This window comes from Stutzerimonas kunmingensis (assembly GCF_002929225.1).
In the GTDB taxonomy this organism is placed as follows: Bacteria; Pseudomonadota; Gammaproteobacteria; order Pseudomonadales; family Pseudomonadaceae; genus Stutzerimonas.
Genome location: NZ_PISM01000021.1, coordinates 376,264 through 389,626, shown reverse-complemented (window position 1 = coordinate 389,626; position 13,363 = coordinate 376,264). Strand labels below are relative to the sequence as shown.

The 13,363-nt window shown below is 59.7% G+C and carries 13 protein-coding genes and 1 tRNA gene; 12 read left to right on the top strand and 2 right to left on the bottom strand.

The genetic code is table 11. The features are described 5' to 3' along the window. Window positions 1–30 precede the first annotated feature (30 nt). Genes CW305_RS18445 through CW305_RS18430 form a run of 4 tightly spaced genes read left to right on the top strand, consistent with a single transcriptional unit; the run spans window position 31 to window position 3,896 of the window. On the top strand, window positions 31–285 hold the full coding sequence (locus CW305_RS18445; RefSeq protein WP_014819701.1) for a chaperone NapD: 255 nt from the start codon (window positions 31–33) through the stop codon (window positions 283–285). After that, window positions 285–2,789, top strand: a complete 2,505-nt coding sequence (gene napA / locus CW305_RS18440) for a nitrate reductase catalytic subunit NapA (protein WP_101274295.1) — start codon at window positions 285–287, stop codon at window positions 2,787–2,789. Before CW305_RS18445 ends, napA begins: the two co-directional genes overlap by 1 nt. An 11-nt stretch (window positions 2,790–2,800) precedes the next feature. Further along, window positions 2,801–3,289, top strand: a complete 489-nt coding sequence (locus CW305_RS18435; protein WP_102831902.1) for a nitrate reductase cytochrome c-type subunit — start codon at window positions 2,801–2,803, stop codon at window positions 3,287–3,289. A gap of 10 nt (window positions 3,290–3,299) precedes the next feature. Further along, on the top strand, window positions 3,300–3,896 hold the full coding sequence (locus tag CW305_RS18430; RefSeq protein ID WP_014819698.1) for a cytochrome c3 family protein: 597 nt from the start codon (window positions 3,300–3,302) through the stop codon (window positions 3,894–3,896). A gap of 103 nt (window positions 3,897–3,999) precedes the next feature. On the opposite strand, the gene dcd is transcribed toward CW305_RS18430, so the two are convergent. Then, window positions 4,000–4,566, bottom strand: a complete 567-nt coding sequence (gene dcd / locus CW305_RS18425) for a dCTP deaminase (RefSeq protein WP_003302346.1) — start codon at window positions 4,564–4,566, stop codon at window positions 4,000–4,002. Window positions 4,567–4,895: 329 nt separating this feature from the next. Here dcd and CW305_RS18420 point away from each other — a divergent pair, with 329 nt between their 5' ends. Further along, window positions 4,896–5,105: a cold-shock protein gene (locus CW305_RS18420; protein ID WP_003282211.1), complete on the top strand. Its 210-nt coding sequence runs from the start codon at window positions 4,896–4,898 to the stop codon at window positions 5,103–5,105. Between the two features lie 102 nt (window positions 5,106–5,207). Here CW305_RS18420 and apbC read toward each other — a convergent pair whose 3' ends face one another. Further along, complete coding sequence (gene apbC / locus CW305_RS18415; RefSeq protein ID WP_104098564.1) at window positions 5,208–6,302, bottom strand: iron-sulfur cluster carrier protein ApbC; 1,095 nt, start codon at window positions 6,300–6,302, stop codon at window positions 5,208–5,210. A 179-nt stretch (window positions 6,303–6,481) separates the two neighbouring features. Here apbC and metG point away from each other — a divergent pair, with 179 nt between their 5' ends. The 7 genes from metG to ndoA all read left to right on the top strand — a co-directional run bounded on the left by metG (window position 6,482) and on the right by ndoA (window position 13,310). Beyond that, window positions 6,482–8,524: a methionine--tRNA ligase gene (gene metG / locus CW305_RS18410; RefSeq protein ID WP_104098563.1), complete on the top strand. Its 2,043-nt coding sequence runs from the start codon at window positions 6,482–6,484 to the stop codon at window positions 8,522–8,524. 63 nt (window positions 8,525–8,587) lie between these two features. After that, window positions 8,588–8,800 (top strand): cysteine-rich CWC family protein, encoded by a 213-nt coding sequence (locus CW305_RS18405; RefSeq protein WP_104098562.1) that lies wholly within the window; start codon window positions 8,588–8,590, stop codon window positions 8,798–8,800. Further along, the gene (locus CW305_RS18400; RefSeq protein WP_104098561.1) at window positions 8,790–9,482 is read left to right on the top strand and encodes a pseudouridine synthase; all 693 of its coding nucleotides are present in this window, start codon (window positions 8,790–8,792) and stop codon (window positions 9,480–9,482) included. The genes CW305_RS18405 and CW305_RS18400 overlap by 11 nt, the downstream gene beginning before the upstream one ends. A gap of 80 nt (window positions 9,483–9,562) precedes the next feature. Further along, a tRNA-Gly gene (locus CW305_RS18395) sits at window positions 9,563–9,636 on the top strand. Window positions 9,637–9,873: 237 nt separating this feature from the next. Then, on the top strand, window positions 9,874–11,727 hold the full coding sequence (locus CW305_RS18390; RefSeq protein WP_043223221.1) for a tyrosine-type recombinase/integrase: 1,854 nt from the start codon (window positions 9,874–9,876) through the stop codon (window positions 11,725–11,727). A gap of 138 nt (window positions 11,728–11,865) precedes the next feature. Then, entirely contained in the window at window positions 11,866–12,852 is a 987-nt protein-coding gene (locus tag CW305_RS18385; RefSeq protein WP_009399900.1) for a 2Fe-2S iron-sulfur cluster-binding protein, read from the top strand. A 143-nt stretch (window positions 12,853–12,995) separates the two neighbouring features. After that, window positions 12,996–13,310 (top strand): naphthalene 1,2-dioxygenase system ferredoxin NdoA, encoded by a 315-nt coding sequence (gene ndoA / locus CW305_RS18380; protein WP_009399901.1) that lies wholly within the window; start codon window positions 12,996–12,998, stop codon window positions 13,308–13,310. The last annotated feature ends 53 nt before the right edge of the window (window positions 13,311–13,363 follow it).

Genomic DNA, 13,363 nt, shown 5'->3' with positions numbered 1-13,363 from the left:
GCCCTGCTGCCAACGGAAATGGAATCGCTGATGGGACACCCTCTGCATATCGCCAGCCTGCTGGTGCACTGCCGCCCCGAATGGCTGGCCGCGGTAAAAGCCAACCTGCAACTGTTACCCGGGCTGGAAATGCACCAGGAGAATGCCAGCGGCAAGCTGGTGGTGGTGCTGGAAGCCGAGCACGAATCACGCATCCTTGCCTCGATCGACCATATCCAGCAATTGCCCGGCGTGCTCAATGCCGCATTGATCTATCACGAAGAACTCCTCGAAGGAGACGCCTGATGAGCCTTACCCGACGCCAATTCGCCAAAGCCAACGCTGCGGCCATCGCCGCAACCGTGGCCGGCATGCCGATCGCTTCCAGCGCAAGCAACCTGATTACCGAAGCGGACGCCACCAATCTGAAATGGGACAAGGCCCCTTGCCGCTTCTGCGGCACCGGCTGCGGCGTCATGGTGGCGACTCGAGAGGGCCGCGTCGTCGCCACCCATGGCGACGTCAAGGCGGAAGTGAACCGCGGCATCAACTGCGTCAAGGGCTACTTCCTGTCGAAGATCATGTACGGCTCGGATCGCCTGACCCAACCGCTGCTACGCATGAAGGACGGCAAGTTCGACAAGCAGGGCGAGTTCCAGCCCGTCAGCTGGGAACAGGCCTTCGACATCATGGAGGAAAAGTACAAGGCGGCGCTCAAGCAGGGCGGCCCGGAAGCCATCGGCATGTTCGGCTCGGGGCAGTGGACGATCTGGGAAGGCTACGCGGCGAACAAGCTGATGAAGGCCGGTTTCCGCTCGAACAACATCGACCCCAATGCACGTCACTGCATGGCCTCGGCAGCGTTTGGTTTCATGCGCACCTTTGGCATGGACGAACCCATGGGCTGCTATGAGGACATCGAAGCGGCCGACGCTTTCGTGCTCTGGGGCTCGAACATGGCTGAGATGCACCCGGTGCTCTGGACCCGCGTGACCGATCGCCGTCTCAGCGCGCCGAACGTCAAGGTGGCGGTCATGTCGACGTTCGAGCATCGCAGCTTCGAGCTGGCCGACATCCCGATGATCTTCAACCCGCAGACTGACCTGGTCATCCTCAACTACATCGCCAATCACATTATTCAGAGCGGCGCGGTAAACAAGGACTTCATCGAGAAACACACCAAGTTCGCCAAAGGTGCAACGAACATCGGCTACGGCCTGCGTCCGACCGACCCACTCGAACTCAAAGCCGAGAATGCGGCGGTGGCCAATACCTGGAGCGACATCAGCTTCGAGGATTACGCCGAGTTCCTGAAAACCTACACCCTGGAATACGCCACCAAGGAATCCGGCGTGCCGGCCGAGCGGCTCCAGGCGCTAGCCGAGCTTTATGCCGACCCGAAGGTCAAGGTGATGTCGTTCTGGACCATGGGCTTCAACCAGCACACCCGCGGTGTCTGGGCGAACAACATGATCTACAACATCCACCTGCTCACCGGAAAGATAAGCGAGCCGGGTAACAGCCCGTTCTCCCTGACCGGACAGCCGTCCGCCTGTGGCACGGCAAGGGAAGTCGGCACCTTCTCCCACCGCCTGCCGGCGGATATGGCAGTCGCCAATCCAAAGCATCGGGCCATCACCGAAAAAATCTGGAAACTGCCCGAAGGCACCATTCAGGAAAAGCCGGGCTTTCATGCCGTCGAGCAGAGCCGCAAGCTCAAGGACGGGGTACTGAAGGTCTACTGGACGCAGGTGACCAACAACATGCAGGCCGGCCCCAACGTCATGCAGGAGATCTTGCCGGGCTGGCGCAATCCGGAAACATTCATCATCGTCTCGGACGTCTACCCCACCGTTTCAGCCCAGGCGGCCGACCTCATCCTGCCCAGCGCAATGTGGGTGGAGAAGGAAGGCGCCTACGGTAACGCCGAGCGACGCACCCAGTTCTGGCACCAGCTGGTCAAGGCACCTGGCGATGCACGCTCGGACCTCTGGCAGCTGGTCGAGTTTTCCAAGCGCTTCAACGTCGACGAGGTATGGCCGGCCGAGCTGCTGAGCAAGTCACCGGAACTCAAGGGCAAGACCCTGTACGACGTACTGTTCAAGAATGGTCAGGTTGATCGCTTCCCCAACGAGGAAATTGCCGAAGGCTATGTAAATCAGGAGGCCGAGGCATTCGGCTTCTATCTGCAGAAGGGCCTGTTCGAGGAATACGCCGAATTCGGTCGCGGTCATGGACACGATCTGGCGCCCTTCGACACCTACCACGAAACCCGCGGTTTACGCTGGCCGGTGGTGGATGGCAAGGAAACCCAGTGGCGCTACCGCGAGGGCTACGACCCTTATGTCAAAGCCGGCAGCGATGTGCAGTTCTACGGCTACGGCGACAAGAAGGCGATCATCTTCGCCCTGCCCTACGACGTGCCTGCCGAAGTCCCGGACGAGGATTACCCCTTCTGGCTCAGTACCGGACGGGTGCTCGAGCACTGGCACACTGGAAGCATGACGCAGCGGGTCGATGAGCTGCACAAGGCCGTGCCCGACGCACTCGTCTACATGCATCCGGAGGACGCCCGCAAGCTCAACGCGCGCCGTGGCAGCGTGGTGAAAGTCATCAGCAGGCGCGGTGAGATGCAGGCACGGGTGGAGACACGGGGGCGCAACAAGCCGCCGATGGGGTTGATCTTCGTGCCGTTCTTCGACGCCAACAAGCTGATCAACAAAGTCACCCTCGACGCCACCGACCCGATCTCCAAGCAGACCGATTACAAGAAATGCGCCGTGAAGATCGAAGTGGTCAGCATCGCCTGAGGAGAACCGCCATGAAATTTCGCCTACTGCCGCTGACACTGCTCGCGGTATTCGGACTGGCCGTCGCCGCCGAAACCAACTACCCGCTGGATGCACCAGCCCCGGACGGTCGCCGTCCAGGCGGGACCATTACTCAGGAATTCACCCCGCCGAAACTGCACGACGAGGAAAACAAGGATGCCCGGCGCGAGCGCAACTATCCGGAACAGCCGCCGACCATTCCACACAGTATCCGTGGGTATCATGTCGACAAGAATGCCAACAAATGCCTGACCTGCCATAGCCGGGCCAATAGTGCCCGCGCGCAGGCGCCGATGATCAGCATCACCCACTACACCGATCGCGACCAGCAGACCCTGGCGGCAGTCGCACCGCGCAGGTACTTCTGCACGCAATGTCATGTACCGCAGCACGATGTGAAGCCGCTGGTGGAAAATCGCTTCAAGACCATCGACGAACTGCTGTACCGGGAAACCTCACCATCCACCAACGGAAACTGAGGGGGCCTGGATGAAGTCGATCAAGTCATTCTTCAAACGCTACTGGGCCGTTCTCCGCCGGCCCAGCGTCCACTACAGTCTGGGGGCGCTGACCCTCGGCGGGTTCATCGCCGGGATCATCTTCTGGGGCGGTTTCAATACCGCCTTGGAGGTCACCAACACGGAAGCGTTCTGCATTTCATGCCACGAGATGGAAGACAACGTGTACATGGAAATCAAGGACACCATCCACTACAGCAACCGTTCCGGTGTGCGCGCCACGTGCCCCGATTGCCATGTACCGCACAAGTGGACCGATAAGATCGCGCGCAAGATGCAGGCGTCCAAGGAGGTTTGGGGCACGATCTTCGGCACGATCAACACGCGCGAGAAATTCCTCGACAAGCGTCGTGAGCTGGCCGAGCACGAATGGGCGCGACTCAAAGCCAACGACTCGCTCGAGTGCCGCAACTGTCACGACTTCGGCTACATGGACTTCACTCGCCAAGGCAAACGGGCATCGGAGTTCCATTCCACCGCCCTGGCCAGCGGCGAGGCGACCTGTATCGACTGCCACAAGGGCATCGCACACAAGCTGCCGGACATGAGAGGCGTACCGGGCTGGTAACGAGTGCTCGCCAGGTGTACTGGCCAAGCACCCTGCACGCTCCACCGCTGCAAAAAAAAAGCCCTGACCATTGGTCAGGGCTTTTTCGTATTGCTCTTTGCCATCAGGCCTTGGGCAGCGTCACGCCGCGCTGGCCCTGGTACTTGCCGCCGCGGTCACGGTAGGACACTTCGCACTCTTCGTCGGACTCGAGGAACAGCATCTGCGCAACCCCCTCGTTCGCGTAGATCTTGGCCGGCAGCGTCGTGGTGTTGGAGAACTCCAGGGTCACATGCCCTTCCCACTCCGGTTCCAGCGGCGTCACGTTGACGATGATGCCGCAGCGCGCGTAGGTGCTCTTGCCCAAGCAGATGGTCAGCACGTTGCGCGGGATGCGGAAGTACTCGACCGTGCGCGCCAGGGCGAAGGAGTTAGGCGGAATGATGCAGACGTCGCTCTTGATGTCGACGAAGCTCTTCTCGTCGAAATTCTTCGGATCGACCGTCGCCGAGTTGATGTTGGTAAACACCTTGAATTCATCGGCGCAGCGCACGTCGTAGCCATAGCTGGAGACGCCATAGGAAATCAGCCGATCGTTACCCTCGGTGCGCACCTGGCGCTCGACGAAGGGTTCGATCATGCCGTGTTCCTGGGCCATGCGGCGAATCCACTTGTCCGATTTGATGCTCATGGCTGGCGTCCTGATTAGATGAAATGGGCGTGCGAAGACGCGCATCTTACCGAGCCTCGTGCGCGTGTAAAAGCATGGCCGCGATGCGCGCCGCAGAGCAGGTCACACCTCGACCGCGCCGCTCGGAGAAGAAATCCAAAATAAAGCTCGCTTTGCTCCAGAAAAAAGGTATTGTTACTGGGCTGCTGCTGCATGTGTCACCGTGAATCGCTACATGTTTAGATTTCGATCCAAATATCGATACGACTCCTATCTCCTTGCACACAGTGATGTTCGGACCTTTTCAGTCCGCACTTTATTTTTCAAAACTTGGTTCAAGGAGACATCAAATGTCCAATCGCCAAACCGGTACCGTTAAGTGGTTCAACGATGAGAAAGGCTTCGGCTTCATCACTCCGCAATCCGGTGACGACCTCTTCGTACACTTCCGCGCCATCCAGGGCGACGGTTTCAAGAGCCTGAAAGAAGGCCAGCAAGTTTCCTTCGTCGCTACCCGCGGCCAGAAGGGCATGCAAGCTGAGGAAGTTCAGGTTATCTAACCTGAGTCTTCTCTGAAAAAGCCTCGCTTCGGCGGGGCTTTTTTGTGCCTGCAATTTATCGCCGGGCGCGGGCGGTGACGCATGGCATCACCGCCTCTAGGCTCAGTCCTCGGAAATGACGATCTTCGGCATCGACTGCGCGATGATTTGCCCACTCTGGGCGATACGGGCACCGACGGTACGCGCCACCTCTTGGTAAATCATCGCGATTTGGCTTTCCGGATCAGCGATCACCGTCGGCTTGCCTGCATCCGCCTGGCTGCGGATCGCCATCGACAGCGGCAGCGATGCCAGCAGATCGACGTTGTACTGCGCTGCCAGCTTCTCACCACCACCCTCGCCGAACAGATGCTCCGCATGGCCGCAATTGGAGCAGATATGGATGGCCATGTTCTCCACCACACCAAGCACCGGAATGTTCACCTTGCGGAACATCTCCACGCCCTTCTTCGCGTCGAGCAGTGCCAGATCCTGCGGCGTGGTTACGATCACCGCACCGGTCACCGGGACCTTCTGCGCCAGCGTCAGCTGGATGTCGCCCGTTCCCGGCGGCATGTCCACCACCAGGTAATCGAGATCGTTCCAGGCAGTCTGGGTAATCAACTGCAGCAGCGCCCCAGACACCATCGGTCCGCGCCAGACCATCGGAGTCTTGTCGTCAGACAGGAACGCCATCGACATGACCTGCACGCCATGGGCTTCCAGCGGAATGAATGCCTTGCCATCGCGAATCTCTGGGCGAGTGCCCTCGGCAATGCCAAACATGATGCCCTGGCTCGGGCCATAGATATCGGCGTCCAGCACCCCCACCCGCGCACCTTCCCGCGCCAGCGCCAAAGCAAGATTGGCCGCCGTGGTGGATTTGCCGACGCCCCCCTTACCCGATGCCACTGCGATGATGTTCTTCACATTCGCCAACGCGGGCACCTGATCCTGCGCTTTGTGCGCTCGGACTACGCAGTCGACCTGTACATCCGCGCGGCTTACACCTTCCAGCTGCTCGATTGCCATCGCCAACAGCTGCGCCCAGCCGCTGCGGAACAACCCAGCGGCATAACCCAACTCCAGCTGCACGCTGACCCGATCACCCTGTACGTCAATCGAACGCACGCAACCGGCGCTTACCGGATCCTGATTCAAATGGGGATCGGTGTACTGACGCAGTACGGTTTCCACAGCTTCACGGGTGACGGACATGGTTACTCCTAGAAAGACCGAGCAAATCAGACAGGCATCTTACCCCGCCCGCGAGTTCCGAGCCCACCGACGACCGGACGACACTGCTATAGCGGGGCGATCGGGCAGCGCGGATGAAAAATGCGCGCCGGACCTTTATAGTTGCAGACTTTCCTTCGCAATTCCGACTGCAGATCCCCATGTCCGAAGCTCGCCAGATTCTCGTTACCAGCGCCCTGCCCTACGCCAACGGTTCGATCCACCTCGGCCACATGCTCGAGTACATCCAGACCGACATGTGGGTGCGCTTCCAGAAGCTGCGCGGCAACCAGTGCATCTACGTCTGCGCCGACGACGCGCATGGCTCGGCGATCATGCTGCGCGCTGAAAAGGAAGGCATAACGCCCGAACAACTGATCGCCAACGTGCAGGCCGAACACAGTGGCGACTTTGCCGACTTCCTGGTGGATTTCGACAACTTCCACTCCACCCATTCGGAAGAAAACCGCGAGCTGGCCGAGCTGATCTATACCCGCCTGCGCGACGCTGGCCACATCGCCACCCGCTCGGTGACCCAGTATTTCGACCCTGAGAAAGGCATGTTCCTCGCCGACCGCTTCATCAAGGGCACCTGCCCGAAGTGCGCGGCCGAGGACCAGTACGGCGACAACTGCGAGAAATGCGGCGCGACCTACGAGCCGACCGAGCTGAAAGATCCGCGCTCGGCGATTTCCGGCGCCACGCCGGTGCTCAAGGACTCCAAGCACTTCTTCTTCAAGCTGCCGGACTTCGAGGCCATGCTCAAGCAATGGACCCGCGGCGGCGCGCTGCAGGAGTCCGTTGCCAACAAGATCGCCGAATGGCTCGACGGCGGGCTGCAGGAATGGGATATCTCCCGCGACGCGCCTTATTTCGGCTTCGAGATTCCGGGTGAGCCGGGCAAGTACTTCTACGTCTGGCTGGACGCGCCGATCGGCTACATGGCCAGCTTCGAGAACCTGTGCAAGCGCCGCCCCGAGCTGAGCTTCGACACCTTCTGGAGCAAGGACTCGACTGCCGAGCTGTACCACTTCATCGGCAAGGACATCATCAACTTTCACACCCTGTTCTGGCCCGCCATGCTCGAAGGCGCCGGTTTCCGCAAGCCCACCGCCGTCAATGTCCACGGCTACCTGACCGTGAATGGGCAGAAGATGTCCAAGTCCCGTGGCACCTTCATCAAGGCGCGCACCTACCTCGACCATCTCAATCCCGAGTACCTGCGCTACTACTATGCGTCCAAGCTCGGCCGTGGCGTGGACGATCTCGACCTGAATCTCGAGGATTTCGTGCAAAAGGTCAATTCCGACCTGGTCGGCAAGGTGGTCAACATCGCCAGCCGCTGCGCGGGCTTCATCCACAAGGGCAATGGCGGTGTGATGGTCGATGCCAACCCTGAGCCCGAGCTCTGGGCCGCCTTTCAGGAAGCTGCACCGGGTATCGCCGAAGCCTATGAAGCACGCGACTTCGCCCGGGCCATGCGCGAAATCATGGCGCTCGCTGACCGTGCCAACGCCTGGATCGCCGACAAGGCGCCCTGGGCACTGAACAAGGTCGAAGGCAAGCAGGCCGAGGTGCAGGAAATCTGCGCGTTCGGCGTCAACCTGTTCCGCCAGCTGGTTATCTTCCTCAAGCCGGTGCTACCGAACCTTGCCGCCGCTGCCGAGCAGTTCCTCAATGTTGAGCCACTGCGCTGGAACGATCACGCAACGCTGCTGGCCAATCACCAACTCAACGCCTTCACCCCACTGATGACTCGTATCGAGCCGGCGAAGATCGAAGCCATGATCGAAGCTTCCAAAGAAGACCTCGCCTCCAGCGAAGCCGCAGCTGCCCCGGCAGGCAATGGCGAACTGACCAAGCAACCGATCGCCGCGGAAATCAACTTCGATGCGTTCGCCGCGGTCGATCTGCGTATTGCCCTGATCGAGAAGGCCGAGTTCGTCGAAGGCGCCGACAAGCTGCTACGTCTGACGCTGGACATCGGTGATGCCAAGCGCAACGTGTTCTCTGGCATCAAGAGCGCCTATCCAGATCCGAGCAAATTGGAAGGTCGTCTGACGCTCTACGTTGCCAACCTAGCGCCACGCAAGATGAAGTTCGGCCTGTCCGAAGGCATGGTCCTGGCGGCAGGCCTTGGCGGCAGCGAGATCTACCTGCTGAGCCCCGATAACGGCGCCAAGCCGGGCCAACGCGTCATGTAAACCGGCTTTTGCGTGCCGGCCTCGCGACCGGCACGCAATAGCCCGACGCTTAACGGAAACGCCATGAGCGAGCCTGTAGATTCTTCCCGCTGCCCACTCTGCGGTCAGCCCAACCAGTGCGGCGAATGTAACCCGTCCGCGGCTCAGCCGTGCTGGTGCTTCAGCGCAGATATTGCCGACGATGCACTTGAGCGCGTGCCTGCAGCCCTGCGGAACCGCGCCTGCATCTGCCCCCGCTGCGCCCGCAGCGAAACCGCAAACCCCGATGCGCCTTGACCGCTACCTCGGCAACCGCGCGCGCTTAAGCCGTCAGGATGTCCGGCGCCTAGTGGCCGAAGGCCGAGTGATGGTGAACGGCAAAGTCAGCCAGGCCATGGACCAGGAAATTCGTGTCTTTGATCGCATCGAGCTGGAGGGAGAATCGCTGCAGGCTGGAAAGCCGGCCCGTTACCTGATGCTGCATAAGCCGGCAGGCTGCGTCAGCGCTACCAAGGATACGGCGCATCGCACCGTGCTGGACCTGATCGACGAACCGGACAAGCAGGACCTGCACATCGCCGGCCGTCTCGACTTCAATACCACCGGCCTTATGCTGCTCACCAACGACGGTCAGTGGTCCCGCCGCCTGACTCAACCAACCAGCCTGCAGGGCAAGGTCTACCTGCTTGAAACCGAAAACGAAATTGACCCAGCGTGCGTCGACGTTTTTGCCCGAGGCATGTACTTCCGTTTCGAAAATCTCACCACCCTTCCCGCCGAGCTCGTGATACTCGCTTCAAACAAGGCCCGCCTCACCCTGCACGAGGGCCGCTACCATCAGGTCAAGCGCATGTTTGGCCACTTCAACAACAAGGTTACCGCCCTGCACCGCGAAAGCATGGGCCCTCTGATGCTGGACCCAGCACTTGAGCCGGGCCGGTATCGATCGCTGACCGACCACGAGATCGCGCAAATCTAGGCCGTTTTCGCCTGCCAGCCAGAAAAACCCGGGGTCGCCCTTCATTTCACCCAAACCTTCTGGTACAAAGGCACCCCTGAGCGGGCGTCGTATAATGGCATTACCTGAGCTTCCCAAGCTCATGACGAGGGTTCGATTCCCTTCGCCCGCTCCACTGCATCATTCTGCGGACTTCCGCAGAAGTCCAAGAGAGTCTGCAAGTCGTTGCCACACAAAGACTTTTTCTCTCTTTGACGTTCTGCTGTGGTCCACTGCGATCCGCCTACAGCCGGGACTTTTAAGTCCACAAACAAGTCCATTTTTGCGGGCGCGGCTGATTCCGGATTGTTGATGGAGAGGCGAGGTCGACGTGACCAGCATCTGGTTCCTGACTCATGTTCGGAGCAAGAGCATGGCACTCTCAGACCTGGCCGTTCGACAGGCCAAGGCGACTGGCAAGGCATACACCCTCCCTGACCTGGATGGCCTCTCCCTGGCCGTCACCGCTGCCGGTGGCAGGACTTGGCACTTCCGCTACTACTGGGCGGGCAAGCAGAAGCGGATGTCGCTCGGCACCTACCCGGAGGTGACGCTTCGCGAGGCCCGCAGCCTGCGCGATGAAGCGCGCGCCCTGCTGGCCAAAGGCACCAATCCTCGCGATCACCGCAAGCAGAAGCGCACCGCTGTCCGGCTCGCCGACGAAAACACCTTCGAGGCGGTGTATCGCAAGTGGCTCAAGCATCGCGGGCTCAGCCTCAAGGAAGGCCGGCAGACGACTCTCTCGATCCTTCCGCGCATCTTCGACAAGGATGTGCTGCCGACCTTGGGCAAGCAGTCGATCTATGAGATCAAGCGGCCCGACCTCCTGGAGGTGATCGCCAGGATCGAGAAGCGCAGGGCGCTCTCCGTCGCCGAGAAAGTCAGGACGTGGTTCAACCAACTGTTCCGCTACGCGCTGGTGATCGTGCCGGGCCTGGAGCAGAACCCCGCCTTCGATCTCGATGTGGTGGCGCTGCCGCTGCCACCCGTCAACCACAACCCGTTCCTGCGCATGGCCGAGCTGCCAAGGCTGTTGCAGCGGCTGCGCAGCTATCGCGGCCGGCGGCAGACCCAGCTCGGGCTGCGGCTATTGCTGCTGACCGGCGTGCGAACCGGAGAGCTGCGGCAGGCGATGCCGGATCAATTCGATCTGGACCGAGGGCTGTGGATCATCCCGCCCGACGTCGTGAAGCAACTCCAGGTGGATATGCGCAAGAAGCGGCAGCAGCCGAAGGACATCCCGCCCTACATCGTGCCGCTGTCGATTCAGGCCATGGAGATCGTCCGGCACCTGCTCGATGAGTTCAAGCCGGCCCAGCGCTACCTGTTCCGGCACGACAGCGACCTGAAGAAGCGCATCAGCGAGAACACGCTCAATGGTGCGCTCAAACGCATGGGCTATCAGGAACGCCTGACCGGACACGGTATCCGTGGCACGATGTCCACTGCGCTCAACGAGATCGGCTACCCGAAAGTCTGGGTGGATGCACAGCTTTCGCATGTCGATCCCAACAAGGTCAGCGCGACCTACAACCATGCCGCGTACGTGGAGCAGCGTCGACGCATGATGCAGGACTGGGCCGATCGCCTCGACCTCTTCGAGCAGAACCAGGTCGAGGCGGCCAGCATGCCGCTCACCGTGCATCTGGAAGGCGTGCCCGCATTCCCCACTGAGCAAACCGCAAGCGCGCCCTCTACGCCGGTTGCCGCTTCGCCAAGCCTGCTCGTGACGAAGCCGGGTGACGCCATGCCGTTGGTTTCTGCCGCCGCACATCGGCTGCCGGCAGTGCCGCCCCAGCGATCGGCCGCGCCGCTGGTACCTTCGGACATTCAGCGCGAGAGAATGGATTTGTTCGATGTCTTCGAAGCGCCGCACAACCTTCCCGTCGCTGCGTTTGCCAAGATAGCGGGCAAATCCCGCAGGTGGATCAGCTATGAGATCCAGGCGGGCAACTTGCTGGCTTTGAACGTGGGCAACCGCGGCCAGCGCGTGCCGGACTGGCACCTCGACCCGCTCAAGCACGAGCTGATCCAGTCTGTCCTGAAGCTGACCAGGGGTGCGGACCCTTGGCAGATCTACCATGCACTGCTGCAGCCGCGCTCGATGCTGCGGGGGCGCTCGGCACTGGAGGGCGTGACTGCCAGCAATCTCGACAAGCTCGTCATGGCCGTGAGCACAGCGGTGAAGGAAAGCGAATGGACCCCGCTGCGGGTCGGGGTCGTGTAGTCAAACAACGGGCCGGTAAGGGATGGCCTGGACATTATTCATATTAGTGATACTAATATTCATTTATGGTTTATTGACTATTAGAATACAGTCAATGACCATGGAACCATAAAACATATAAATAAAGAAGCTAGATCTATGGAACTTCTCGTACTACCGAACAATCGCCGCTTGCCTTTTGATTCCGGTGCCAACCTTTTGGAAGTGCTCCGTGAGCACCGTGTGGGTATTTCCTACAGCTGTATGTCTGGACGATGCGGTACTTGCCGCTGCCGAGTTATAGATGGCAGCGTCATTAGTTCGGCGGCGAAAAGCGGTGACTCAAATCGCATCGAAGAGCATTATGTACTCGCCTGTCAGTCAGTGCTCACCAGCAATTGCGCAATTGAGATCATAGACTCAGACGACATAGTCACTCACCCGGCGCGAATCATCAAAGGCATGGTTGTCGCCGTCGAGTCGCCCACTCACGATATTCGCCGCATCCGCATTCGCCTCGCCAAGCCCTTCGAGTTCTCACCCGGACAGTACGCGATGCTACAGTTCAGTCCCGAACATGTGCGTCCATATTCAATGGCTGGTCTGCCAGATGACCAAGAAATGGAGTTCCATATCCGCAAAGTGCCGGGCGGGCGTGTCACGGAGTATATTTTCGAGCACGTCCGCGAAGGTACAAGCATTAAGTTGAGTGGGCCTCTTGGTACGGCCTATCTGCGTCAGGCTCACACCGGGCCGATGCTGTGTGTGGGCGGCGGGACCGGACTCGCACCGGTGCTGTCGATTGTTCGCGGCGCGCTGAAGTCGGGAATGACGAACCCCATCCACCTTTATTTCGGGGTGCGCAGTCAGCAAGACCTTTACGACGCAGACCGATTGAACCAACTCGCGGCTATCCACCCTCAACTGACTGTCCATACAGTGATCGCGACGGGCCCGATTAATGAGGGCCAGCGGGCCGGCCTAATTACCGATTTGATTGAAAAAGACATTCCCTCGCTGGCTGGGTGGAGAGCCTACCTGTGCGGCGCACCAGCGATGGTTGACGCTCTATGCACCGTCGCCAAAGATCTTGGAATATCGCCCGAGCATATTTATGCCGACGCCTTCTATCCCAGCGGGGTCTGAATTGCCCCGACCCTGCACCTCTGTACATCGAGAATTCATCAGGAAGACACTTAAATGAGCATCACTAACAACAGCCGCGTCTGAATATTTAGGACAGCTGGATGATCTCTAACTCCATCATTACCCCATTTGAAGATAGCTTTATGACAGAAAAATGGATTGACGCAGTCGCTCTTTATGAAATCCCTGAAGGTGACGTCCTCGGCGTGACAGTCGAAGGCAAGGAACTAGCGCTGTATGAAGTGGAAGGCGAAATCTACGCTACCGACAACCTGTGCACACATGGTGCTGCCCGCATGAGTGATGGCTTTCTAGAAGGCAGAGAAATTGAATGTCCTTTGCATCAAGGTCGATTTGATGTTTGCACAGGCAGGGCCTTGTGCGCCCCTGTGACACAGAACATCAAAACATACCCGGTGAAGATTGAGGGCCAGCGTGTGATGATTGATTTGAGCTGAGAATTTTAATAGGAGGCACCCCGGACCCTAGAGCGTAATCCCCCCCATTCGAT

Bases quoted from the DNA above. Each gene is read 5' to 3' on its own strand.
- CW305_RS18435 (WP_102831902.1), top strand. From the start codon at position 2,801: ATGAAATTTCGCCTACTGCCGCTGACACTGCTCGCGGTATTCGGACTG.
- ndoA (WP_009399901.1), top strand. From the start codon at position 12,996: ATGACAGAAAAATGGATTGACGCAGTCGCTCTTTATGAAATCCCTGAA.
- CW305_RS18445 (WP_014819701.1), top strand. From the start codon at position 31: ATGGGACACCCTCTGCATATCGCCAGCCTGCTGGTGCACTGCCGCCCC.
- CW305_RS18430 (WP_014819698.1), top strand. From the start codon at position 3,300: ATGAAGTCGATCAAGTCATTCTTCAAACGCTACTGGGCCGTTCTCCGC.
- napA (WP_101274295.1), top strand. From the start codon at position 285: ATGAGCCTTACCCGACGCCAATTCGCCAAAGCCAACGCTGCGGCCATC.
- apbC (WP_104098564.1), bottom strand. From the start codon at position 6,302: ATGTCCGTCACCCGTGAAGCTGTGGAAACCGTACTGCGTCAGTACACC.
- metG (WP_104098563.1), top strand. From the start codon at position 6,482: ATGTCCGAAGCTCGCCAGATTCTCGTTACCAGCGCCCTGCCCTACGCC.
- CW305_RS18390 (WP_043223221.1), top strand. From the start codon at position 9,874: ATGGCACTCTCAGACCTGGCCGTTCGACAGGCCAAGGCGACTGGCAAG.
- dcd (WP_003302346.1), bottom strand. From the start codon at position 4,566: ATGAGCATCAAATCGGACAAGTGGATTCGCCGCATGGCCCAGGAACAC.
- CW305_RS18385 (WP_009399900.1), top strand. From the start codon at position 11,866: ATGGAACTTCTCGTACTACCGAACAATCGCCGCTTGCCTTTTGATTCC.
- CW305_RS18405 (WP_104098562.1), top strand. From the start codon at position 8,588: ATGAGCGAGCCTGTAGATTCTTCCCGCTGCCCACTCTGCGGTCAGCCC.
- CW305_RS18420 (WP_003282211.1), top strand. From the start codon at position 4,896: ATGTCCAATCGCCAAACCGGTACCGTTAAGTGGTTCAACGATGAGAAA.
- CW305_RS18400 (WP_104098561.1), top strand. From the start codon at position 8,790: ATGCGCCTTGACCGCTACCTCGGCAACCGCGCGCGCTTAAGCCGTCAG.